The 22,815-nt window shown below is 34.8% G+C and carries 23 protein-coding genes, 1 tRNA gene and 1 pseudogene; 3 read left to right on the top strand and 22 right to left on the bottom strand.

The window, feature by feature from the left end; genetic code table 11:
* Positions 1–29: 29 nt before the first annotated feature.
* The 4 genes from CM19_RS02500 to CM19_RS02485 form a co-directional block, all read right to left on the bottom strand.
* Positions 30–854, bottom strand: coding sequence for a RimK family alpha-L-glutamate ligase (locus tag CM19_RS02500; protein ID WP_048098858.1), 825 nt, complete (start codon positions 852–854; stop codon positions 30–32).
* A gap of 72 nt (positions 855–926) precedes the next feature.
* Positions 927–1,787 carry a hexaprenyl pyrophosphate synthase gene (gdS-2, locus tag CM19_RS02495; protein WP_048098857.1) on the bottom strand — a complete coding sequence of 287 codons (861 nt, stop codon included), beginning with the start codon at positions 1,785–1,787 and terminating at the stop codon, positions 927–929.
* A 4-nt stretch (positions 1,788–1,791) separates the two neighbouring features.
* Positions 1,792–2,544 carry a hypothetical protein gene (locus CM19_RS02490; RefSeq protein ID WP_150111359.1) on the bottom strand — a complete coding sequence of 251 codons (753 nt, stop codon included), beginning with the start codon at positions 2,542–2,544 and terminating at the stop codon, positions 1,792–1,794.
* Positions 2,514–3,320 (bottom strand): S-methyl-5'-thioadenosine phosphorylase, encoded by an 807-nt coding sequence (locus tag CM19_RS02485; RefSeq protein ID WP_048098856.1) that lies wholly within the window; start codon positions 3,318–3,320, stop codon positions 2,514–2,516. Before CM19_RS02485 ends, CM19_RS02490 begins: the two co-directional genes overlap by 31 nt.
* Before the next feature lie 83 nt (positions 3,321–3,403).
* On the opposite strand from CM19_RS02485, the gene CM19_RS02480 reads away from it, so the two are divergent.
* Entirely contained in the window at positions 3,404–4,018 is a 615-nt protein-coding gene (locus CM19_RS02480) for a phosphoribosyltransferase (protein WP_048098888.1), read from the top strand.
* Here the strand turns inward: CM19_RS02480 and prf1 are convergent.
* From prf1 to CM19_RS02465, 3 genes and pseudogenes are all read right to left on the bottom strand, one after another.
* Positions 4,008–5,066: pseudogene (gene prf1, locus CM19_RS02475) on the bottom strand (peptide chain release factor aRF-1); the annotation flags it as partial. The gene CM19_RS02480 and the pseudogene prf1 sit on opposite strands and share 11 nt — an antisense overlap.
* Positions 5,067–5,160: 94 nt before the next feature.
* A tRNA-Leu gene (locus CM19_RS02470) sits at positions 5,161–5,245 on the bottom strand.
* Positions 5,246–5,604: 359 nt separating this feature from the next.
* Positions 5,605–6,174, bottom strand: coding sequence for a hypothetical protein (locus CM19_RS02465; protein ID WP_048098855.1), 570 nt, complete (start codon positions 6,172–6,174; stop codon positions 5,605–5,607).
* 659 nt (positions 6,175–6,833) lie between these two features.
* Between CM19_RS02465 and CM19_RS02460 the strand changes: the two genes are divergently transcribed.
* Positions 6,834–7,742 (top strand): tetratricopeptide repeat protein, encoded by a 909-nt coding sequence (locus CM19_RS02460; RefSeq protein ID WP_052349417.1) that lies wholly within the window; start codon positions 6,834–6,836, stop codon positions 7,740–7,742.
* 543 nt (positions 7,743–8,285) lie between these two features.
* On the opposite strand, the gene CM19_RS02455 is transcribed toward CM19_RS02460, so the two are convergent.
* The 11 genes from CM19_RS02455 to CM19_RS02405 form a co-directional block, all read right to left on the bottom strand.
* Positions 8,286–8,615 (bottom strand): DsrE family protein, encoded by a 330-nt coding sequence (locus tag CM19_RS02455; protein ID WP_048098853.1) that lies wholly within the window; start codon positions 8,613–8,615, stop codon positions 8,286–8,288.
* A 346-nt stretch (positions 8,616–8,961) separates the two neighbouring features.
* Positions 8,962–9,798: a hypothetical protein gene (locus tag CM19_RS02450; RefSeq protein ID WP_150111358.1), complete on the bottom strand. Its 837-nt coding sequence runs from the start codon at positions 9,796–9,798 to the stop codon at positions 8,962–8,964.
* A gap of 5 nt (positions 9,799–9,803) precedes the next feature.
* Complete coding sequence (locus CM19_RS02445; protein WP_048098851.1) at positions 9,804–10,634, bottom strand: ATP-binding cassette domain-containing protein; 831 nt, start codon at positions 10,632–10,634, stop codon at positions 9,804–9,806.
* Between the two features lies 1 nt (position 10,635).
* Complete coding sequence (locus CM19_RS02440; RefSeq protein ID WP_048098850.1) at positions 10,636–11,397, bottom strand: hypothetical protein; 762 nt, start codon at positions 11,395–11,397, stop codon at positions 10,636–10,638.
* The gene (locus tag CM19_RS02435) at positions 11,397–12,584 is read right to left on the bottom strand and encodes an ABC transporter permease subunit (protein WP_048098849.1); all 1,188 of its coding nucleotides are present in this window, start codon (positions 12,582–12,584) and stop codon (positions 11,397–11,399) included. Before CM19_RS02435 ends, CM19_RS02440 begins: the two co-directional genes overlap by 1 nt.
* A 7-nt stretch (positions 12,585–12,591) precedes the next feature.
* Positions 12,592–14,970: a plasma-membrane proton-efflux P-type ATPase gene (locus CM19_RS02430; protein ID WP_048098886.1), complete on the bottom strand. Its 2,379-nt coding sequence runs from the start codon at positions 14,968–14,970 to the stop codon at positions 12,592–12,594.
* Between the two features lie 88 nt (positions 14,971–15,058).
* Positions 15,059–15,706, bottom strand: coding sequence for a peroxiredoxin (locus tag CM19_RS02425; RefSeq protein ID WP_048098848.1), 648 nt, complete (start codon positions 15,704–15,706; stop codon positions 15,059–15,061).
* 80 nt (positions 15,707–15,786) lie between these two features.
* Positions 15,787–16,764: a DHH family phosphoesterase gene (locus CM19_RS02420; protein WP_048098847.1), complete on the bottom strand. Its 978-nt coding sequence runs from the start codon at positions 16,762–16,764 to the stop codon at positions 15,787–15,789.
* Between the two features lie 17 nt (positions 16,765–16,781).
* A complete protein-coding gene (locus tag CM19_RS02415) occupies positions 16,782–17,372 on the bottom strand; it encodes a cysteine hydrolase family protein (RefSeq protein WP_048098846.1) in 591 nt (196 codons plus the stop codon).
* Between the two features lie 854 nt (positions 17,373–18,226).
* Positions 18,227–18,808 carry an endonuclease V gene (locus tag CM19_RS02410; RefSeq protein WP_048098845.1) on the bottom strand — a complete coding sequence of 194 codons (582 nt, stop codon included), beginning with the start codon at positions 18,806–18,808 and terminating at the stop codon, positions 18,227–18,229.
* Positions 18,784–19,248 carry a protein-tyrosine phosphatase family protein gene (locus tag CM19_RS02405; RefSeq protein ID WP_048098844.1) on the bottom strand — a complete coding sequence of 155 codons (465 nt, stop codon included), beginning with the start codon at positions 19,246–19,248 and terminating at the stop codon, positions 18,784–18,786. The genes CM19_RS02410 and CM19_RS02405 overlap by 25 nt, the downstream gene beginning before the upstream one ends.
* Positions 19,249–19,314: 66 nt before the next feature.
* Between CM19_RS02405 and CM19_RS02400 the strand changes: the two genes are divergently transcribed.
* Positions 19,315–20,088, top strand: coding sequence for a KaiC domain-containing protein (locus CM19_RS02400; RefSeq protein ID WP_048098843.1), 774 nt, complete (start codon positions 19,315–19,317; stop codon positions 20,086–20,088).
* Here CM19_RS02400 and nadC read toward each other — a convergent pair.
* The 4 genes from nadC to CM19_RS02380 all read right to left on the bottom strand — a co-directional run bounded on the left by nadC (position 20,085) and on the right by CM19_RS02380 (position 22,795).
* On the bottom strand, positions 20,085–20,912 hold the full coding sequence (gene nadC, locus CM19_RS02395) for a carboxylating nicotinate-nucleotide diphosphorylase (RefSeq protein ID WP_048098842.1): 828 nt from the start codon (positions 20,910–20,912) through the stop codon (positions 20,085–20,087). The genes CM19_RS02400 and nadC overlap by 4 nt on opposite strands.
* Complete coding sequence (locus CM19_RS02390) at positions 20,912–21,478, bottom strand: GMP synthase subunit A (RefSeq protein WP_048098841.1); 567 nt, start codon at positions 21,476–21,478, stop codon at positions 20,912–20,914. Before CM19_RS02390 ends, nadC begins: the two co-directional genes overlap by 1 nt.
* Positions 21,479–21,548: 70 nt before the next feature.
* Entirely contained in the window at positions 21,549–22,013 is a 465-nt protein-coding gene (locus CM19_RS02385) for a hypothetical protein (RefSeq protein ID WP_048098840.1), read from the bottom strand.
* A gap of 128 nt (positions 22,014–22,141) precedes the next feature.
* A complete protein-coding gene (locus CM19_RS02380; RefSeq protein ID WP_048098839.1) occupies positions 22,142–22,795 on the bottom strand; it encodes a metallophosphoesterase family protein in 654 nt (217 codons plus the stop codon).
* Positions 22,796–22,815: the final 20 nt, after the last annotated feature.

Below are 22,815 nucleotides of genomic sequence, written 5' to 3'. Positions count from 1 at the left end.
CATCATTTTTCAGTCGGTTTGCTTTATCTTCATTTCTTTATCTTTTGGACTAAGTAATCCACTATATATTTTACTGGGCTTATTTTAGTAGCTGTCACAAACCCTTTCCATAGAGGAGCCCCATTTACCTCTAAGACTTTATATCCTTCTTCTTCATCCTCTACGATATCAATACCAGCATAGTCTAACCCCATAATTTCAGCTATCTTTATACTCATTTCCTCTAGATCCCTGCTTGGATTTAAGACTTGAACTGAAGCTCCCTGAGCTACATTAGTTTTCCAACTTGTTTGCGCGATTCTGTATATACTTCCTAATAATCTTCTGCCTATAACAAAAGATCTTATGTCCCTATTAGGTTTCTTAACGTATTTTTGAATATAAACTGGTTGATTTATTGATAGAATTGCCTTAGCTACTCTAAACACAATATCTGGATCTGAAGCTCTTATAGCCCCTAACCCAAGACTTCCTACAATCGGCTTTACTACAACCTCTCCCCATCTTTCAGTTAATCTCATCGCTTCAAAGGGATCCTCAACTAAGGCAGTTGGAGGTATAGGAATCCCATTTCTCTTTAATTTCATTAGACTAGAGAACTTATCCCTAGCTAACATCATTGCCCTTGGTTTATTAATTAGACAAATACCAGATTCTACCATACCTTCCAGCACGCCGACCCTTTTCATAAGCTGTTCTGTAGTTATCAAAAATCCGAAGTTTCTAACTATCCCTCCATCTAAAGATAACTTCTTGCCAGCATAATTGAACTCAATACCGTTATCTAAGAAGGAGTTAAGCTTTGAAGGCCTTATATAATATGCGGTGAAACCTCTACTTCTTATTTCTACCAAGAATTCTTTGGAAGCCTCAGTTACCTTGGGGGATTCATGAATAACTGCAATTTCTATTATTCTTCACCAAGTTTAAACGAAGTCTAAAAGTATTTTATTCTTTATTCCGGCTTCTGATAGAAGACCTGCGCCTAAAAAGTCTGGAAGAGCCTTAAGCAAGTCCATATATTCATCGTTAACTTGAATTGAATTTATATTAAGCAGATATTTTTCCTTGAGCTTAGAGTATTCAATTTTAACATAACTCTCTACACGACCACTCGTAAGTTCAAAAAGCTGTCTTGCGCTCCCTCCAAGGTTTGAAGGGTCTAGTTTGACGCAGTCCACATAATCATCGATTATCTGATACACCATGCCTAAATATTTTCCTGCCTCCATTAGGTGATCTAGATTATCTGTTCTCCGAGACGAAAAACTAGCTAACATTGTAGGTAATTTGAAGAGACTAGCTGTTTTAAGCTCTATAGTCAAGAGATATTCTTGGTTATTTCCATATATATCCTTAAGCGCCCCAGCAGCAGTGTCCTTCCATAGATCTACGCTTATGTCTAATGCTTCTTTACCATATTCTGAAATCATCTTTAATGCGGTAGGAATTAGAAAATTGGATACAAATATTACTCTTCTATTGGTGTAAATTGCCCACGCGGATCTCATTCCTCTCCTGGTTACATCATAATCTACTATATCATCCAAAGCCAATGAAGCTGAGTGTAAAATTTCAGTAGCTAATGCAGCGTTATATGCATCTTTCTCATTACCTCCTAGTGCCTCATTGAAGAGAAAGACTAAGGTCCCTCTAAATCTCTTCCCATCTTTCATTACATACTTACTCATTTCCATTATTTCCCATTCCTTTACTCCGTCAACAAATTTTGACACTAAATCATCAATAGTTTCTCTGCTTCTTTTCCAAAATTCAATGAGATCCAAGTTCTCAGCCTACCTTAATATAATGAGCAATCAGACTTAAATAAATAGGTGCTAAAAGCGGATCCACATTAATTTTAACTTCTTTCACTTTTTTTCCTTCCTTCCTCAACGAAAAAGCTATTCTTCTCATCGGCATTGCATCAACTTCTGTATATATAACGTTAGAGTCTTGAAACGTGACATCGAAATATCCTTTTACTGTTTTACCAGTAAACTTCTCTAAAAAATATTTGCTCGGATATAGTACAGGAGATATTATGAACTGTGGAAGTTCTTGAGATATCTCGCTTGATTTCATAGATATAAATTCCGATAAATCTGAAAAGTCTAATTCTTTACTTAATCTGTTATCTCTTTTGCCTCCACCTAATATTGAATTTAAAAGAGAAATTGAAAGTCTAATTTCGCAAAGATCTCCAGCAAAAGAGTGCACGGCTATATCACCCTTAGACTTAGCATTACCACAAGTCATTACGTCTCCTCTTACTCCTAGAGACCAAGCGTTGTCTAAAAATTCCCTCATTTCATTCTCATCATTTATAAAAGCTATTACTTGCCCTTCTTCAGCATAAGGACTTTCAAGAAAAATCATTTCTGGTAGAGGAACCGTCTTTATCACTTGTGATCTTAAATTTATTATACTCCTTTCTAATGTAAATGCAGGTAATTCCATTCCTCTTCCATAAACTATTAAGGAAAACTTTGGTACTTCAACTTTAAAAGGAGTTAAATCAAAGCTGTCTTCAGGGATTGACAACAGGAACACTCCCTTTCATCAGGTTTTTCTGGAAGTCTCTTAATAACTTCATATAATAGTTTCTTAGATTTCTCTGCATTTTCCGCTAATACTCTTGTTACCTCCTCTGCAGTAACAGGAATATCCGCAAACACGTCATAGTCAGTAACAGTAGCTATCACTGCATAGCACATTTGCATCTCGCACGCTAGATTGACTTCTGGAACTAGAGTCATACCTATAATATCAGATCTGAATACTTCCTTCCATACTCTACTCTCTGCTCTGGTAGAAAACCTTGGGCCTTCTATACAAATATATGTGCCGCTTTCATGGATAGTTATTCCTAATTTCTGGGCCGATTCTATAGCTATTTTTCTAAGGTTATTACAAAACGGTTCAGCCATAGAAATATGAGCAACAACATTGCCATCGTAAAACGTGTACTCTCTTCCCTTAGTCATGTCTATAAATTGATCTGGAACAACAAAATCTCCAGGCTTATAGTCCATCCTAAGACTACCTACGGCAGATACTGATATAACCCACTTTGCCCCTAGCTGATTTAACGCCCAAATGTTTGCCCTGTAGTTTATTTTATGAGGTGGAATCCTATGCCTTTTTCCATGTCTAGGAAGAAATGCTACCCTCTTACCCTCTAACGTACCTATAGTTATTAAATCACTTGTTTCTCCATACGGTGTATAAATTTTAATTTCCTTAGTATTAGAAAATATCTGAGGATCATAAAGTCCAGATCCGCCTATTACCGCTATGGTGGCTTTTTCGCTCTCCATCGCAAAATGTTCTTTAAAGTGACTAATAAATTAAAACCAAAAATTTGATTAGGTAGAGGTTGTATGAACTAAGGGAGTTAATATTGCCTAAAATCCCTGTAAAGGTTGTAAAATGGGATGAAATAGTAGATCTTTCAAATAGGCTTGCTACTAAGCTAAAAGAAGCTTATGTCCCAGATATCTTAATAGCTATAGCTAGAGGAGGGCTTGTTCCAGCAAGGTTAGTTGCTGATGCTCTAGGTATATATGACGTAATTTCTATAAAAGTAGAGCATTGGATTGTCACTGCTTCTCATACTCCTGAAGCTAGAATAAAATATCCTTTTACTGTTGACCTATCTGGAAAAAATGTACTTATTATAGACGATATAACAGACACAGGTGATAGCCTTATTTTGGCTAAAAACTTTGTTAGGGAGAACTTTAAGGCTAAAGAAATTAGAACATCTACTCTTCAGTATATAGTATCCTCAAAATACATTCCAGACTATTATGCAGATACAATAAAGGATTGGACATGGTTTATGTACCCTTGGAATTACTGGGAAGATGTAATTAACCTTACAAAGAAATTAATTGATGAAGGAGTAAGGGAAGATAGCCTCGAAGAAAGCTTTAAGGAAAATTACGGATCCTATCCACCTATACCAATGTTAAGTGTAATAGAGGAAATGAAAAGAAGGAAAATCATAGCTTAAATCTTAATTTACCTATGGCTCCTCCAAATGTTGATCTTACCCATTCGGCATCAGGTAACTCATCATTTACTATATACACTTTCGCGCCAACTTTTTCAGCATTTTCAGCTAACTTTTCCCCTTCTTCACCTTCATATACAATAAGTGAATCTAATGCACCCATGTTTATTGCCTTTTCTATTTCCTCCTTCCCATAAACTATCAGACCGTCGTCCTTTGCTAAGTGATATTTGATTTCATCCATCAAATTCTGTACCTCTACAAACTTTTGATTAGAAAGTAGATCTTTAGCCTTCATTATCATTTCTCTTAAACCAGTTTCTCCCTGATCCCCTATATCGATTAAAGGTTCCATAATAAGTTTCTTAAGCCTATAATCAATAAGATCTTCCTTATAGAAGTCTGCCTTTGCATAACCTGGACCTCCAAGTAAAATACCCTTTAGCTTCTTTTCCTCTACATATGGCAGAAAGTATGCGTTTACTTTCTCTCCAACCTCCTTAAGGAAGTTGTCATACATCTCCTCAATTATTCTATCAATTCTTCGCTGACTTTGACCTCCCATCATATGCTTCCCAGGAACAAAGCCTTCCATCTCATCTAGAACCTGAACTCTAGTTCCCCTTAGTAAACCTATTGTTGCCTCATCTCTCTCAACAATAACAAGCCCGTATACATCGTTTTCCTCTACCATATCCTCAAGGAACTCAGTGTGGAACGTCTTATCTGTCCTATAGAAGTATATTGTTATCTTTTCAGGTGGAGACAACATAAAACATTGAAAATCTTCTGTTTCGAATTTTTCTCCACAAAAGAGAACTAGACCATTATCTGGAACCTTATTTATTTGAACTAATCTATCTATTGCTCCAGTTATTGCTGCCTCCACTGCATCCCGAGTTCTTTTTAGTTTTATATTTTGGGAAATTGATGCCTCTTGTCGCAGATTGTTCAAAACATCAGATATTGGCCTACCAGGAGGTATATACAATGAAAGAAGAGTAGTTGCTGGTGAGCTCCATTTCCTTAATTCCTTCAACAGTACTTTTAACTCTTGCTTATTTAGGACATACTTGCTAAAGACTCATCCCTGATCAAACTATACTTTATTGTCATATATTAAAAAGTTAAATAGGAACATATGCGGGGAGTGGGACTTGAACCCACGCAGGTCTACACCAGCGGAGCCTCAGTCCGCCCCCTTTGACCTAGCTCGGGCATCCCCGCTCGCCTTAAAATTCTTACTCCCTATAAAAAACGTTTTCTCTTGCTTTTAAGATAACATGCCAAGAATTCCCTGCTCTTCTGATGAGGATAATCAAAATCATATTAATCGTAACAGAGAGAACATGACAGTAATGTAGATCTCGTTCGATCAGTGTATCTTATGTGCACAAGGTAATGTGTATGACAGGCAAATGGATAGTTTTGTCTCAGCAAAGATGAAGAAGTAAGGAATGGAAGATTTTTGATCCTCGTATCGAGAGAAAAAGCTATAAAAACGTAAATTTTATCGCTTATCTAAATTTATATTTGAGATTCTGAATTTATATAAAAAGATAAACTATGAACTATCTATTTTAAAATTAGGATAAGTCCCTTCTTAAGTTATATGCTAGAATGGCACCTAGAGGTATACATATTATATCTGATACTGGGAAAAAAGATAATAGAGCTAACAAATATAATATTACAAAAGAAAGAAAATCCTGACCTATAGCCCTACTGATCCAATCTAAGGAATAGCCTATAGAAGACTTTCCCTTAAACGTGAATGAGTATAAAACGAAAAGAAAGGATACACTAAGTGCATCAAGAAATATTGAAAAAGGAATAAATCCAAATATAAAGAAAAATAGGCCGCTTACTATACCAAACATTACGGCCTGAGATAAGTAATCTTTAAGTATTGAGAACTCCTGTCTAAGTTCAATAGTAAAAAGGAACCCTGCCAATGATGTACATATAGAAAAGGAAAGCATTAGACCTATAATAAAATCAGCTACGATACTCGCAATAATAGAGTTAACAAAAAGAGGTAAAAACTTTAGAGTTAATAGATCTGCCAAATAACCTATAATTGTTATTATAATAACGGGAAGAATAATACCTAGCTTGGGTAAGAACTCCTTAAACGTCTCTTCTATTCTTAACATGTTTTACATAAAACAATACTTCCTTTTATCTTATGAGGTGAAGAAGCCTAGGAAAAATTATTGACAACCTCGCTTCATGAAGTGAAGTAATCACAATAAGTATGAGATTATAGGATAGTGACTATATAATATCCACAAACTAGATAATTTTGATAATTAACAAGACAAGTGGTCTAAACACAAGGCAGAACTTAATGTCACGAAATACGTATTACATTCGGTGGACTTTCAAATAAAAACCATAGGAAACTTTCCAGGGAGAAGGTATTACACATCATCATTAAGCTAATCATGAGTGGAAAAATCTAAAGTAACTTTAGTAATTTGAAGATAAGATTTCCATTTGTCCCTAGAGGGTTAGGTTGTTTAGTGTATTTTACTCCTCTAGGGACTTACTCCTGACCCACACCTTTCTTGATAACACGGCTAACCCAAGTGTGAAATCATAGGGCATCGGGATCAACGGCACGGATCCCTAAGAGTATCGCCCCATTTATACATTGCACATCATCAGTATGGAGATCATCATAAAATTTCTAAAACCTATTTAAAAACCGCTTGTTACTCTAGAACTAGAAACAGTTTCACGACCTCATAGAGATATATTATGTACTATCACCAATGAAAAGATAAAAGGACTTTATGAGGAAATAATCTATATGATTCTAAAGGAAAATGCAGTATCTCTTTATGATAAGTATAAGAAAACAAAGGATAAGAAATTTTTAGAGGAAGCCATAAATATACTAGAAGGAAAAGACGATATAAGTAGCTTAAATCTCTTGGGTCTAATTCTCTTAGAACTTGATAAGTTAGAAGAGGCAGAAAACGCCATAGATAAGGGTTTGAGAAAAGCTAAAAGTGATGAGGATAAAGGAACTCTTCTTTTTAATAAGTCGCTCATAGCTTATAGAAAAGGCGATTATAGAAGAGCGTATGAACTCTTAAAATCCATACCAACTAAGTCTAGTACTTATCCTCACGCTAGGAGATTTTTAGCGAAAGTGTGTCTTTCTCTAGGGGAAGTAAGGTTTGTAGAGGAGGCTAGAGGAATTCTTGAGAGCTATGACATTCCTAACGAAGATTTGGCAACATGTTACATTTTTCTTTCCAGGAATGGTAAGAAGGAACTGTATAAAAAAGCGGTAGAAATTGCAAAAGCTTTAAAGAACGAGAAGCTTTACGCAGAAGCTTTACTCTCATCTGATGATGAGAAGGAGTTAGAGGAAGCCTTGGCTATTTTTAGAAAAATAGGTGATATTAATGGAGAAATAAAGGCATTATATAGATTATCCTCTGCTAAACCAGAACTACTCTACGAAGCTTTAAGAAGAATTGAGGAAGCATCTGAATTAAAATCTAAAGAACGAGAAGCTTTACTTTTAGAGTTATACAAGAGAACTAAATACATTGATTTACTTAGGGAAGCTATAAGGTTAGGAGAGGAATTAAGCGATTACCTCTCACTGGCCAGAGCTTACGTAGAATTATCCAAGATGGAGAATGAAGCAGAAAATTTAAGAAAAGCGGTATATTATTATGAAAAATTCTTAAATACTAATTTATAATTGATTGATAGTAAGATAATCAATAGCATATGATATTTAAGGTTAGCCCAGAGGAGGACGTTAGGAACGAGGGATACAGTGGAGTAACCCTCTAGGGACAAACAATGATTTATGGCAACTTCATCAACCATAGTGGTGAGGGATCTGCGAGACACCAGATCGATGGAACCTATGAATAGTTCATGAAGGGACTATTTAGGGCGCGGAGAACGTCGGTTAAGCTCTGCATAGATTAAGAATTGTGTAGAGGAAAGGGGAAAATAACCAGAATTAGTAGTGTTCTTTGTCAATATAAAGTAGATTTCCCTATTTCCATAACGTAATTCTAGTCTAATATAGTGTAATTCCTCTATTCGAACGAAGCAGTAGTGAAATTTTCTGCTCATATCTATAGGAAAGTCTAAGATTGCTTTTCTAGGCCTATTAGAAAAACCTTTACCTTGATTGAGTTTAACGTTACTATCTTATTCCCTGCGTCACGGTTAATACGCTTTTAATTCATCCCTCTTTAGGAGAGGGGATTCTTGATATTTTGACTAAACTCTATAGTTTTAAATATATCCACCCTTCTGCCTGTTTTCTAACTATCTCTCCAACTCCCGCTTGAACAACTTTTACTCCTTGCAAAAGCATGTCCTCTGTAAGTCTTTGAGAGTTAAGACTATTCCTACATCCCACAACGGTTATTCTATGAGAAATTAAGTCATTAATAGTGTTTACAAAGTTTCCATTCTTTAATAAGGCTTTTATAGCTGACTGATGAAATACAACCTCAATTTCGGCATCTTGTAGGTCATTACGCAAATTGATTACAGAATTCAACGAACTAGCTAGTTTCTCTGCATCATTTATTTGCACTACTATTCTATACATGGTATTTGTGTATTTCTATACGCATTTATCCTTATATGGAGTAAGGAGAAACGTAAGATATCGAGTTTAGAACCTGTTTGACACCCTGACCTTTTGGTTAAGCTTTCTGCGTCAACTTCTAGACTCGATCTCCATATCACTGCAACTAGACCTTTTGAGATAATTCCCTAAACTCTGTGTAAATATTACGAGTCCACAAATTCAAGTTCTAACGTTTCCGAGATATATTTCCAATTTGTTGAGATAAGGTATATGTTTATTACGGAGTACTTAACACGTGTGAACGTCTTTAGTCTTAAAACCAAGTATATCGACCTATTTAACAAGGATCGATATAACCAGTTCACTATTGACGAAATTCCTCTCGGAATAGCCAACATGCAACTTTTTCTTCCCCAATATTCATCATATCAGGCATTTCCAGTCTACACTTTATCCAAAGATATTTTCTTAGTTTCATTTCATTACAAAATTCATGAAATGGACATCCTTCACTTGTAGGCTGTCCTATCTCCATAACATCAATCTTTTCATGTTTATTTCCCATTTTGATTCTCGAATTTAATAATGCCATAGAGTATGGATGAAGAAATTCCTTTCCCTCCTCTAGAATTCTCCCGCCATAAATAACGTAAAGACTTTCACAAACATTAACATATTCAGCCGAATCTATAAGGAGTATGAGATCAGAATTCTTCATCTTAGAGATCTTAATTAAATCCTTAAGAATTCTTGCCTTAGCTTGCTCTTCTACTGAGTTTAAAAGATTCGCAAGAAGAATAAACTTTACATCACCCATAAACAAGGGGGCGCTATACACTTTAAAAAGTTCATAATCCCCCATCTCTGATAGGTACTTATCTTCTATATCAAGTACTTGCATAATTTCCTTTACTTTTCCGCCAAAAACTTTTGTAAAAGGATAAAGAAAACTAGAAGCTTTAACATTAGGTTTTTCCATATATTGAGGGATCACTCTAGTTAACATAAGAGCCTCTTTGTTATCAATTAGAACTCCTTTAACATAAAACTCCACTTTTCCTTGGTATTTTTCCTTTCCAAGTATTGCAGAAATTAAGGATTCCTTATCTTTTCCCCAATTTCCCAATATACAAGAAATTCCTCCAAGTTCTAGATTAACTCCATTCAGACAGTTTATTGAGAGACCTTTAACCTTGATCATCTGACTCACCAGTATATAATACATTTTACCTCGTTATTTCCAACCTTAGTCGTTCTTACTTTCTCACACTTTGGAGTTACAAACCTACAGTTCGCACTATAAGGACAACCTATACCTAATTTGTTTATCCCTAATTCTTCCCTAATTAAGTCAATAGTGTATGGATGATAAACCTCTCTTAAATCATTCCCCCTTTCGACAATGTTGCCCATGTACAGTACTATAAATTCGTCGGCTAATCTTGATATTACGGAAGGATCGTTATCAAGGATTACAAACTTAGACCTAGAACTCTCTATTAAATCAATCAAAGAATTAACTATCAATGCCCTCCCATTATCGTTTAAACCGTACTCTATATCATCAATCATAACGTATTCTGGATCTGTAAACATCGCTAGGGCTATTGAGACTCTTTTTGCTTCTAACGGCGAAAGATCATAAGGATATTTTTCGAGGATCTCTTTCTTTTCTCCTAGAATTTTAAGATATTCAACAGCAATTTCGAGTGAAGCGTTCTTTTCAAGTCCATGAGATATAGCTATTTCCTCAAAATTAGAAGATACTTTATATAATGGGTTAAGCGAGTTATATGGATTATAAAAAACCGCCGAAATTTTCTTCCATCTAATATTATTGAGATATTCTTCCTTTAGGGAGTAAATATCTTTTCCGTCATATAAAACTTTGCCCTTCTTTAATGATGAGATGCCTAGTGCAAGATAGATGATGTCTTCTTTTCCACTATCCTTTTGTCCTAATATACCTAAGTTAGATGATACTACTGTTGAAAAACAATTTAACTTATCTGTAGTTGAGCATTGGTATTCAAGCATTTTATTTCACCTTATCAGCAATGTATAGCAAGCTAACTACTAAGACGGCTCTTAACAAGGCTGGAATCAAAAACAACCACCAATCTGGCAATAACTTTGAAGATGTGGTCAGTAGAGTTGTTAGAGTTGGGAAAGATGGATCTCCAACTCCAGCTATAACTCCCATAGCTGTATACGTCGATATACCGTCCACCATAGCAGGAATAATGATTTTTTTACCGAATATCTTCAAAGAAGTTGAAGATAATGATAAAGAAAGATAAAACGGAAATTTAGGCAACAACTCCTTTGATATCGTTATTATTTTATTCTCTGAAATAGTTTTAGATACTTGTCTTGCGTAATTTGACCAACCGGTTAGTGCAACGATCAAAATAACGAAAAAGAAATTTGATATCAGAGAATTACCTGTTGGTGTTCCATAAATTAAGGCAATTGCTAGAAGGAGCGGAATTCTAGGTAAAGCAGTGACTCCGTCCATAACTCTTGCCATAAAAATCTCTATATTTCTCTTAGATATTCCAGAAAAATATCCAAAACTTAAAGCTAACGTTGTCTCTATTATTCCTACAATAAAACCAAAAATTAGCGTATTAACTATTGCATCTGCATTTGTATTTATCATATTATTACCATTTAAATATGTACCTAAAGGATATTCTAGACTAGGTGGTTGAAGTGGTTTTCCCGAAGGTAAAATGAAGAAATAGAAAAATATTGATAAAATAATAAATATGATAAAAAATATCATACTTTTTGGCATTATTTTCTCACCCTAGGATCTAAAAATCCATAAACCATATCTGATATTGCGTTAGACATCAAAACTAGTGTAGAATAAAAGAGAAGAATCCCTTCTATAGTACGCATATTACCACTATCAACGGAAATTCTTGCTAACGTTCCTAATCCTGGCCAACCAAATATGGACTCAACTAGGAATTCGGCTATTAGCATTTCTACAAACGCAGCAGAGATCGTTGATAAGGTGACCAGCATTAGATTGCCCATGACGTGCTTATACATCAAAATTTCTCTTGTAAGACCCTTTGCTATCACTTCTCGTGGTATCGTTTGAATAGAGAATAGCATTTTATTAGCAAATATGCCAATATAGGGAAAAAATAAAGAAATAACTGGAAAAATAAAATTCGGATGATGATAACTTAGAAAATTACCTAAATAAAGTAAACCAATTCCTATAACCCAAGACGAAAGAGCATTACCTATATATTTCCATCTGGAGATAATAAAATAGATATATCCTTTGCTACTATATGCCCTTAATGTAAGGAAAGTACTCAAATAAACTGTAAGGATAAACGAGACACCAGTTAGCAAATCTGTAAAAGAGAGAGATGTTAAAAGTAGGGAATCTACGGACACTCCATAGATTCCATTACCCAAGTTAAAAGTTAACAGATGTTGAACTGCCTTGATAACTGTAAAACCGCTCTTAATTTCAATAAGAATTGTTATAATTAAAATAACTATTAATGACGAGATTAGATTACCTGATCTTTTAGCTAGATATGTTGTTAAGCCTTTCCCTTCAATTTCAAAACTTTCTTTAACGTACTTCTCTTGAAGAGCCAAGGCAGTAGATCGAAGGCCCAAACCAGTTCCTAGAAGTATGAGTAATAAACCTAAGGGAGATAGATCAGCATATGGCTGAATTTTTCCATTAACAGCATAAACATAAAACTGGTTTTTCTGAAACTGGACTTCCTCTATGATTCCTTTATATATAACTGTGCCATTCACTATTACTTCTCCCCTAGGAGGTCCTGCAACTAGAACTGACCAATAGTACTGTGAATACTTTGGAGGAAAAGCAATTTTCCCATAACCATAATCCATAACGCTAAACTCTTGAGTTATTGTAGATATCCAAGAAATTAATATCCCTAAAACTAAAAGAAAAAGAGAAAACCAAACTAGTATTCTCATATTAGCTTTATATCCCCACTGTTTTGAAGGATATATTCTTTACTGTATCAAAAATCACTGTAAATCCAAATGCTATGGCTAAAACTAATAGTGAATCTATAATTGGTATAGGGTAAACTAGAATTCCAAGTGATGAAATGAATAGTACAAATACAATATCTATTATACTCGCTATTAAGAGAAAGTTACTTGGTCTAGAGGACCACATACTTCTTCTCTCTCTAACCATGTAGACAGTTAATTGACCAGTAATCACTAACATATCAAAAATAAACGTATGAATTTCTGGTATGTCCAATTTTAGGATAAAACCAATCCAAAGAACAAAGAACGATTCTATCAGAATTAAAATGGAAAGAATTCCAGAAGCCAATACAATTTTCTTTGCACTAAACCTTTCTGGTTTTGACGAGTACCTAACATTATCTGTTGCTATAGACATTGTAACAAAGTCATTTAGGAAAAGGAGAAGAATCACGTCAAAAGGAGTAGTAACGAAAAACTTAACAATAAAAAAAGATAATGTTAGGAAAAATACAACTTGAAGCGTTTTAATAATCTTGTTCAGTGTATATGTTAACATTCTTTGATAAATCCTTCTTCCTGTCTTCACAAGCTCAACGATATCAACTAAACCCTCATGAGTTAGCACGACGCTAGCAGATGCCTTTGCTACATCTGTTGCGTTGGAAACTGCGACACCTACTTCTGCTTGCCTTAAAGCCGGCGCGTCATTAACTCCATCTCCTGTCATACCAACGTAGTGTCCAGCTGATTGTAAATTCTTTACAATAAGATATTTATCTTCAGGTAAAACTTCGGCAAAAACATCGCAATTCTCTATTGCCTTTACTCTTTCTTGATCTGGTAACTCCTTTATTTTCTTTATGTTACAAATATTATCTCCTATATTCACTTCTTTGGATATTTCTTTAGCTATAAGGGAATTGTCTCCAGTTATCATTTTAGGCTTAACATTCAAAGATTTTATTTCAGCAATGAATTCTTTACTATCTGGTCTAGGAGGGTCATAAAGTGGAACGAGACCTGCTAGATTAAGACTTTCTCCTTCTTTAGCGACCGCCACTGCTATAACTCTAAACCCTTTGCTAGAAAATTCTTCTAACTTTTTGTCAAATGTTGGTTGATCAACTTTAGCTAATCCTGCAATAACTTGAGGAGCTCCTTTAATCACCTTAAGTTTTTCGCCATTAAAAATAACTGTTGCTTCAGTTCTTTTTATTGTCGGATCGAAAGGAGTAAAAGAAAGCTTTTGATACTCTACTTTAATGTTGTTTTCTCTTGCACATAAAATTATTGAATTATCAAGAGGATCTTGACTTGCCTCATCTGAAGCCATATAGGCAAACTTAATTACGTCATCTGGACTAAAATTCCCGAACGCTATAGGATTCTCTACTCTCATTCTATTTTCAGTTATTGTACCAGTTTTATCAAGATTTATTACGTCCATAGAAGCAGCGTCTTCAGAGGCAGTCAATCTCGTTATCAGAACACCTTTTCTTGATAGTTCTACACTTCCCAGCGCCATAGCTATCGTAAAAGTGGCTGGAAGCGCTACAGGTACAGAAGCTATAAGAACTATAAGAGAGAATGGAAGAACGTCATTGATCGGTATTCCTTCCAATATTGAGAATATAGTTAATAATATTACTAAGATAACATCAATCACAATAAGATATTTTACTATATTTAAAATTAACTTCTCAAGATGTGACTGAGCTTTTGCCGATTGAACCAATTCCGTTGTCTTCCCAAAATAAGTTTTACCTCCAGTGGCAACAACTACACCACTAGCTTCACCTCTTTTTACGATTGATCCTGAAAACGCTATATCGTTTATGGTTCTCTCAACTGGTAATGACTCTCCTGTGAGCACTGACTGATCGAGTAAAATTTGACCATCAAATATCTTCATGTCTGCAGGGATTATATCCCCTAATCTAACATGGATTATATCTCCTGGAACTAAGAGTCTAGATGGGATTACTTTCCATTTATTATCCCTTAATACCCTTGCTTTTACATTTAATTTCTGCCTAAGTAACTCAACTGCATCTTCCGCTCTTTTCTCTTGAATAAAACTAATAATAGAGTTAAATATAAGCAAGAATAAAATAATATACATATCTAAAAACTTACCTAGTATAAATGTAATGATAACTGTTACTTCAAGCATCCACGGTACTGGAGCCCAAAACTTTTTTAGAAATTTTATTATTGGACTTTCCTTTTTTTCCTTTACCTCATTATAACCGTATGTTCTAAGTCTTTTTTCGGCTTCTTCTTCTGAAAGCCCGTTAACTGAACTATTTAATTCAGAGAGAATAGTATTTACATCTTTGTTGTTAAAATCGTCCTTCATAATATGTTGAGAGAAATATGATATATAATATGTTGCGCTAAAAAATAATCTAGTTTTCATTTAACGAGGTTAAAAGAGAAAAATATGTTTATACTCTTTGACTAGATGGTAATTCGTCGTACTTCTTAAATACTAAATACCATGCCTTAGCGTTTGGAAGTTTCATCCTCATCTCTGCTTCGTCTAAGGTTGAAGGAGCTCCTAAAACTACTTCTTTACCGGGTTCCCAGTTTACGGGTGTAGCTACTTTAGCCTTATACGCTACAATCACGGCCTTAGTTATTCTCAACATCTCAGAAATATTTCTACCTGCTTCTAATGGGTATTGAGCTATAAATCTTATAGTTCCTTCAGGGTCTACAATGAATACTCCCCTAACAGTCTGTCCTGTTCCTTCATAAACTAGATCTAGCATTCTAGATAACTTTTTGTCAGGATCGGCGATGACAGGAAACGGTACTTCAATCCCATATCTTTCTTTTATATCGCTCAACCAAGCAATGTGAGAGTAAACACTATCTACACTTAATCCAACTAATTGAACTCCTAAGTTTTCAAATTCCTTATATGTTTTTGCAAATTCTACAAATTCTGTAGTGCATACTGGAGTAAAGTCTCCTGGATGTGCAAACAAGAATAGCCATTTTCCTTTTCCGAATATATCCTTATAAAAGTCAATGGGTCCCTTAGTAGTTAAAACTTGTGTATCCGGAAATTTTTCATAAACCTTTACCATTTGGAATCACTATTAATGAATAGTGAAAACAAGATTAAATTTACTTTCTATACTATTCTTGAAAGAAAGGCTTTTAAGTTTCAAGACGTAGATATATTCTTCTGTTTATACTCGAAGTAACCTAAATCTGATATGGTATTTTTTACAATGTTAGAGACCCATTTATTTGCCGGAGATACGATTCCAACTCTTCTTAAAAACCTATAGATTAAAGGCATATTTAAACTGGCACCGGCAGCGAGAGGATGCCCACCACCGCCTAATTTTGCTGCAAATCTTCTTACATCGATCTTAGCGCTTCTAAAGGAAATTGCTTTACCATTAGCTGAAACAAATACATCAGCTTTCTCTCTTGTCATTAAGAATTGTGCAGCATAGCTTATATCAGGAGGCCCCCTCCACCGAATAGCAACTACAACTTTTTTTCCATTGATTTCGAGTACTCTATAGTATTTCCATAGCTTCTGATATCCCTTCAATTCCGCGTCCACTTGTTTCTCTAAAATACTTTGAAATTCATCGTTCCAAAGTATACCGTTATAAAAGGTTTCTATGATCTTTTTCTTCCATGAGAATTCTCTGTTATTTTCGACAATCCTTCTTAACTTTTCTCCCATAGGATCATTGTGAAGCCATATGTCAACTGAACAGTCTGCTGAAACTAATTTAGAGGAAAACTCATCTTGAGGATTCATAACATTATGTACCACTCCAGCTCCGCATGTTTGGGTATCATGATAAACCTCTACACCTATATCAGCAAGTTTCTTCTTCCACTCCTCTTTCCAAACATGATGATCAAACCACTGGACGGATGCTCCTTTAGATATTAGCGATTTTAAAGCCGATATTACTTGATCTATTGTACCTTCGTTCAATCCAATGTCTGCTATCATTATCTTATTGACTCCTCTGAGCTCAAGCTTACCAATCAAATTATGTATCTTTGTAGGTTCAGTAAACCATATATTAGCCGGTAGTGAACCCACTGCTCTAGAGTAAACCGCTGCTGAGGCAGTACCATCAAAGTCGTTATGAACGATCGAGTAGAAATTCATTACTAAAAATGTTAACCTTATTCAATATTAAGTTTTATTCCGTCAAAGGTTGTTATTTTACCCTTATAGAGAAAATCCACCTGTCTTAACGTAGAGTAATAATCAAATTCTGTTAATGCTGAAATTCCATCCTTAGGAAGAACAACGTTATACCATCTGAGGGCAGCACTTCCTGCTGTATGCAAAACGCAAATATTAGCTACTGTTCCAGAAATTATTACGTTTTTTATTCCTTTTACCCTTAAAATATAATCTAGAGGAGTATCAAAGAATGCATCATAACGATACTTTTTCACCGTGAAATCATCCTTTTCTGGAGATAATTCGTCAACAATTTCCGCTCCCCATGTTCCAGCCAACGCATGTTCTCCCCAAATCTTGAACTCTGGATCGTCCTTCATATGCCAATCTTGAGTATAAATTAGTAAGGAACCTGCCTCTCTAACTCTCTTGATCATTTCTTTGATTCTACTGACTGTTTCCTCGGCTGAAGGAACGTATAGTTTTCCATCTTTTTTTACAAAGTCATTTTGCATATCAACAATAATCAGAGCAGTTTCCTTTGGAGAAAGACTAACTATACGTTCCTCATTAATATTCGGATACATGTTTTTCTAAGCGAATATGTGTTTTTAATCTTTATGTAAGAGCAAAAAGACTTCATAAGACTGTTGATTTAGGAAATTCTATCAATTTCTTCGCTACTATTCATAAATTACAAAATAACTCCCGTTGAGAGTTTGGGTTTTACGGACATTTTTGTTATGTCTATGAAACCCTTGGACTTCACCACGTTCTAAGCCGAAGCTCATCATCACGATCCATTACTAGCCTAATCTAACCTACACTGCCGAGGTAGGATATGAGAAAATCTACACGCCATTAGTTCCTCTTACCCTTTCACAGTCCCTTCTTCGAGTCTACACGCCAACATTTAGGACAAATTAATATTGTGTTTTTAAAATATAGGCATTTTGAAAAGGGGGAAATAATAAAATATGTAAAAACGTCACGATTTAAGTGAAACTGCCTTCAACAGCTCTAACTCTTAAAGTTTTTTATTAGTGCAAGTTCAAAACGTAAAGCCTAAACCCCTTATTATCTAAATTAAGAACATTATATTTCTCTATTAGAGATTTTCCGTTCTTGTCCTACAATGGAGTATTCGTCTCCTAACCTTCATTAGGATAATTTTAGATAACGCTAATTTACATCTCCTATCCTTAGAGAAAAAGAATTGTTTACGCGTTACGTAAAGGTTAGAGATAGTAAAAAGGAATTCATGCCTTTGATCCCGATACCTCGATCCACAGTGGAGATCATTATACTACCAATGAATGTTAGAGTGAGGAGTTTAAGTCTTAGGAGGACTAAAATACAGTAAACAACCTAAAGTCATCTAGGGATAAACGGTATTTTCTGAGCTCTCCTTGCGTTCTAAATAGGCTTTCAATTGTATATATCATTTCTTAGCTTCTTTTGATAGCTTATCTGCTAATTTAAGAATATCAGGATAACCCTTACTAGAGAGAGATATACAATCATCCAAATCAGTCAAATTACCTGGACTATAAAAATATTTCCCTGATTTAATTCCTACTTTCTCTCCATTTACAATTATATACTCTCTATTTCCTTCATTAACTATTTCACCTATCAACTTCGACTTAGCTACCCCTATAACAGGCTTATCGATCAATACGCCGATCACAGTCGCAATTCCGCTTTTCCTTGGATGTGCTAATCCGTGTCCATCAACTAAAATTAAATCACATTGAAAACCTTCCAACGCCTTTATCATTATAGGCGCTTCTCTAATAAAGAGAAAACCTGGGACATAAGGAAGATCTATATTGCCTGAGATAACTCTTTTTTCAATCTGATTATCAGCTTTCCTTATCGCAGCAGCAAATCCAATATTCCCCTTATACGCAACGTCTATTGCACAGATGGAACTAACATTATCTAAGCCTAAGTGCGTTATTTTCACATTCTTAGCAACTAGACCTTGAAAGAGCTTTAGAAAGTTGAAGAAGTAGTCCATTTTTCCAACCTTAACAAAAACTCATACTGCTTTAGAGTCTGAACGGATCCTGGTTGATACTTTCTAACTTCCTCAACAGCCTCTCTTGATGAAAAACCTTCCTTTACCATAAGGTAACCTGCAATTATTGTTCCTGTTCTTCCAATTCCTCCTATACAATGAACTAAGTTACCTTTACCAGAAGAAAGCCATGAGAGTATCCTGGAAAACTGTTCCTCAGTTGGTGCATGTCCATCAGATATAGGTTCGTGTAAGTACTCAAATCCATTTTCAGCAATTATTTTCAAGTAATATTGTATATCTCCCCAAGCCTCCTCAATCTCCCAGTCTTCAGGAAGCACAAGAACTCTTCTAACTCCTCTACTCTTCCATTCACTTATCTCAGATAAAGTATAAGGTATCGAAGATCCGCCTATTATACCTTTCCTCACCCAATACATTTTAATCACTCAGAATATCCGCTGTTCTTCATCACATTTAATTAATAATATGGACAATTTAAAGGTATGACAAGACTTTCGACTGGAATAGAAGATTTTGACAAACTTATAGAGGGAGGGATACCAGAAGGTTTCTTGGTAGCTTTAACTGGAGAGCCGGGAACTGGAAAAACAATATTCTCAATAAGTTTTATATATGAAGGGTTAAAGGAAGGAGATATCGGTATATATGTTACTACTGAAGAAAGTAGAGACTCAATAATAAAGCAGGCAAAGCAGTTTAACATGAACTTAGAAGATTACCTTGATAAGAAGCTAATAATCATAGATGCCTTAATGAAGGAAAAGGAAGATCCTTGGTCAATAAATGAAGTAACACCGGAGGAAATGGTACAAAAGGTAATAGAAGCAAAGCAGAAGTTAGGCTATGGAAGAGCTAGGCTCACAATAGACTCCATAAGCGCGTTCTTTCTAGACAAACCAGCTATGGCAAGAAAAATAAGCTATTATATTAAAAGAGTTTTATATAAATGGAAATTTACAATTCTTATTACTTCACAATATGCAATAACTACATCTCAAGCCTTTGGATTTGGGGTAGAACATGTTGCAGATGGGATAATAAGGTTTAGAAGAGTAATTAAAGACGGTATGCTTCACAGATATGTTAACATAGAAAAAATGAGACAAACGAATCACGATAAATATGTTTGGGAAATAGATATAAAACCAGGTAAAGGTCTTGTACTGCTAGGCAAATTGAATGAGAGAAGAGAAGACTACTCTCTTCCAAGAAAAACAATGGAACATATAAGGAAGAGCAATCAAGATGAGATTTAGATTCTTTCAATATCCATAGAGAAGTCCAAAGACCTCGAACTATGAGTTATATAACCACTAGATATTATATCTACTCCAGTTCTAGCGTAATCCACAACATTGTCTGGATTTATTCTGCCTGAAGCTTCAATGATCAGTTTACCCTTAAGTTCTTTCACAACCTCTTCAATTTCTCTTGGTTTCATATTATCTAAAAGTATGGCATCTACTCCAGCCTTATATGCTAGAATTGCATCTTCTACTGAATTTACCTCAATTTCAAGCTTCTTAGTAAAACTTGCTATCTTTCTGGCTAATTTGATAGATTCGGTTACACTACCTATTAGTGCAATGTGATTATCTTTTATCAATATTGCATCAGAAAGATTAAATCTATGTGGGTCTCCTCCTCCTACCTCAATAGCATATTTTTCAAACAGCCTTAATCCTGGAGTAGTCTTTCTAGTTCCTGCTATTCTTACTGACGAGTTTGCTTCTCTTGCTTTGTTCACCATGAGATGAGTTGCCGTAGCTATACCAGAAAGTTTTCCCAAAATATTTAGAATTACCCTTTCTACTCCTAGGAGATCGTCCCCATCTCCCTCAATTACTAGCAACTCGTCTCCAGGTCTGACCTCCTTCCCATCGTCCTTCTTTGATATAATTCTTATTCCAACAATTGAAAGGAACTTAGGAAGAAGGCCATTTCCAGCTAATATTCCGCTATCTTTAGATCTGATATATCCTCTAGCCTTTATACCTTTAACGATTCTACTTGTTATATCTTCAGGATATACATCCTCTTTAATAAAATCAAGTAATTTCTCAGTATAGAAATCAATCATTATTTTCTACACACTTCAAGGAAGTTTTTAAATACCTCTATTCCCTGCTCGGTATGTTTAACTTCTGGATGAAATTGAACTCCAAATACTGTACTGTCTTTATTTACCATAGCTTGAACCTTAGCTGTTTCACTTTCAGCTATCACTTTAAAGCCCATAGGTGGTACTTTAACCTCGTCATTATGACTTTCCCATGCTATGAGTTCTGACTTAAGTCCTTTCAATATAGTGTCTTGATCTATTACTCTCACTTTAGTAAGGCCGAACTCTGGGGTATCAGATTTTCCTACTACTCCACCTAATACATAAGCCAACAACTGATGTCCTAAACATATCCCAAGCTTAGGAACGTTTGTTTCCTTAATGAATAAAGGGGAATTACCCATCTTAAGGATCTCCTTTTCTACGGAGAACGGACCTCCACTAAATATAAGGCAGTCGTAACTCTTAATTCCCTCAACTGAAGTTAATGGATCTATAACATCTATTGATTTACCTAGATACTTTACGTTTTTCAGTATAAGATGATTGTATTGCCCACCATAATATATAAGACCGATCTTCACAAGGTTAACTTCATTTTATTTAACCTAATAAAGATTTACTAGTAACTAATGGTTTAGTTGATTTCTAAATTTAGCTAGATAAATATGCTATAAATGAAATTGTTTGTCCATTACCTAGGTTCATCATGATTTTGTTTTCATGAAATAAGGTTATATTATAGTTAATCAAGATCGTTAAATTATGTATGCCAACGGGGATACTTTCTCCATTAAATGTCGAATGATAACCTTGATTTATTAGTACATAAAACTGGTTAATGGATACTGTAATATCATTAATCTCGACATAACATATAGGTATATCATTTTTTCCGGTGTTGTTAAACACTGCGTAAATAATTATTAGTGAGCTATTGGTAATTCCTATAGTAGTCCTATAAGGATCATTAAATGTCTTATATGCATAAGCCTTGCCGATCAGAAATACTTCTCCTTCCTCTCCTCTATGAAAGTAAACAAATAGGAATGCGGCAATTCCTATTAGAATAATTGCAAGTATTATTGAACCTATTCCATATTTGGATATAGCTTTCATTAGAAAGAATTGTTAATAAAAAGAAATTAAAAGTTAATCAAAACTCTGAAGATAGATGCCAAGCAATTAATACTTTAACAATACTCTATACGGCTTATTATTTTATTAAAACAAATATATTATTCTATTTATATTTCAATTATGACAAACTTTCCGTTAGCAGGTAAAGCTACATTGTACACTCTTGTCTTTCCAACTACTCCAAAAGTTCTTCTAGAAAAATGAGCATGACCGTGTATTGCTAAATCGGGTTTACAAGGGGATTCCTCTAGTAAATTGTAACCTAATCCAGGGTATGCAGATTCCCTTTCACCATACACCGTTACAAAGGTTGGTGCATAATGAGTTAAAAGTATAGTTTTTCCCTTTGAGGTGCATAACATCTCAATTATTTTGTTTTTTCTCTTCATATAGAAATTTTCATCTATTCCCTTAGTTTTTTGCCAAAATGTCGGCTTGGTTATTACACCCTCACTTCCGATAATGTTTAAAGTTTCTCCCTCATATGAAATCTCTATTGATTCATCGTCTAGCCATTTCACTTTGGGAAAATTTTCTCTATATTTCTCCCTTTCCTCTCTAAAATCCTCATTACCAAATACTGCAATTACATTAGTTTCAATTAACGCTTTATATATAGGTTCAAAATGAGAATATTTTCCTCTGTCAACTAAATCCCCTGCTAAGAGTACAATATTAACCTTGGGAAGCATTTTAAGCGCAATAAAGAATTCTCTTAGATATTTTGGTGAATGTATGTCGGAAATAGAGGCTATTATCATGTTTATAACCTTCTACTGAA

The organism is Candidatus Acidianus copahuensis (assembly GCF_000632495.1).
Taxonomy (GTDB): domain Archaea; phylum Thermoproteota; class Thermoprotei_A; order Sulfolobales; family Sulfolobaceae; genus Acidianus; species Acidianus copahuensis.
Note: the sequence above shows the minus strand (reverse complement) of the source record. Positions and strands in the feature narration are given on the sequence as shown.